This is a genomic window from Arthrobacter sp. H14 (genome assembly GCF_000520495.1).
GTDB lineage: Bacteria > Actinomycetota > Actinomycetes > Actinomycetales > Micrococcaceae > Arthrobacter_C.
Genome location: NZ_KI914697.1, coordinates 40,182 through 41,715 on the forward strand (window position 1 = coordinate 40,182; position 1,534 = coordinate 41,715).

A 1,534-nucleotide genomic window follows, 5' to 3' on the forward strand; every position below is an offset into this window, starting at 1 on the left:
CGAGCGGCTGGCCGCAGCCGCGAAGAGTCTGGGCAAATCCGCCAGGTCGGTCAGCGCTGGAAACGGAGAGTCGGACGAACCGGCCGGCCCCGGTGGAGTGCTATCCGTCATCCAGGACCCCGAGGACCAGGCCGTTCTGTCGCACCTGACGGCGGTGATGAGCCTGCTCGAGGGCCACGCAAACGTTGTGATGGACGCCGTCGGACCCGACATTGTGCCGACCGTGAAAACCATCCGGAGGCGCTTCAATGCCCGTGGCAAGGACCGTGGCGCGCTCGAAAAGTGGATCCGGCACGTCCTCGGTCTGGATGCCAAGATGCGCCAGTACAGCGATGGAGCACGCTTTGTCCGTGCCGTGGTGGACAAGGCCGGGATGGAAGGCTTCAACCGGGTCTGGGCCAGCGCGGAGTGCCTGCCGACCGAGAAGGAAATCCATAACGCGGACCTGTGGATCGCCCGCATGGGCCTGTAGGAATGGGACTTTAGAAAGTGGGCGGACGGCCCGGGTACCGCGCTGATGGACGACGGCGGCGGCTGGCTCCCGTCGTCGGCACCGGCCGGAATGCGCTCAAGTCCGCGCTGATCGGCGCGGGCATCCCGATCATTCCCCGCGGCTCAAGGGCGGACCGGGAAGCCGCGGAACACGGACCCGAAACACCGCTCGTGCTGGTGGCCTGCAGCGGTGGTCCTGACTCGCTCGCGCTGGCCGCGGTGACGGCCTTCTTCGCCCGACGGGGAAGCATAGCCGCGGGAGCCGTCGTCGTCGACCATGGCCTGCAGGATGGCAGCGCCGAGGTTGCCGCGGCGGCCGCCGACGTGCTGCGGAAGCTGGAACTGGACCCGGTCGACGTCGTCCCGGTGACGGTGGATGACGAACATCTGGGGCCCGAAGGCGCCGCCCGTGAGGCCCGCTACCGCGCCCTCGATTCCGCCGCGGAACGCCACCAGGCGGTCGCCGTCCTGCTCGGCCACACCCTCGACGACCAGGCAGAAAGCGTCCTGCTTGGACTGGCCAGAGGCTCCGGAACGCGCTCGCTGGCGGGCATCCCGTCACAACGCGGACATTACCTGCGCCCGTTCCTTGGGCTGCGCCGGGCGGACACGGAAGGCATCTGCGAGGCCGAGGGACTGGATCCGTGGCACGATCCAACCAATGCCGATCCGGCGTTCACGCGCTCCAAGGTCAGGACCGAGGTGCTGCCCTTCCTGGAGGAGAAACTCGGGCCCGGAATCGCTGAAGCCCTGCACCGGTCGGCGACGATTCTGGCCGAGGACGCCGAGTACCTGGACCAGCGCAGCGCCGAGCTTTACGGTGCGCTCGCCGTCGTCGAACCGGAACGTATATTGCTGCCGGAGCACGAACTGCGTCAGCAGCCCGCGGCGATGCGGTACCGGCTGCTGGCCCTGGCCGCCGTCGGACTTGGTGCCGACCGTCCCAGCCTCGAGCGGATCCATGCCGTCGAGTCGCTGCTGGAGCGCCGGGGATCCGCCGGTCCGGTTCAACTCGCCGGAAAGGTGGACGTCCACCGGCAGG

Annotated in this window: 2 protein-coding genes; both read left to right on the forward strand. The window is 68.6% G+C overall.

Translation table 11 applies throughout. The features are described from left to right. The coding region (locus Y707_RS30205; RefSeq protein WP_035782867.1) for an Rv3626c family coenzyme F420 biosynthesis-associated protein at positions 1 to 472 on the forward strand (472 nt) is incomplete at its 5' end. A 17-nt stretch (positions 473 to 489) separates the two neighbouring features. Further along, the coding region (gene tilS, locus Y707_RS27895) for a tRNA lysidine(34) synthetase TilS (protein WP_051442251.1) at positions 490 to 1,534 on the forward strand (1,045 nt) is incomplete at its 3' end.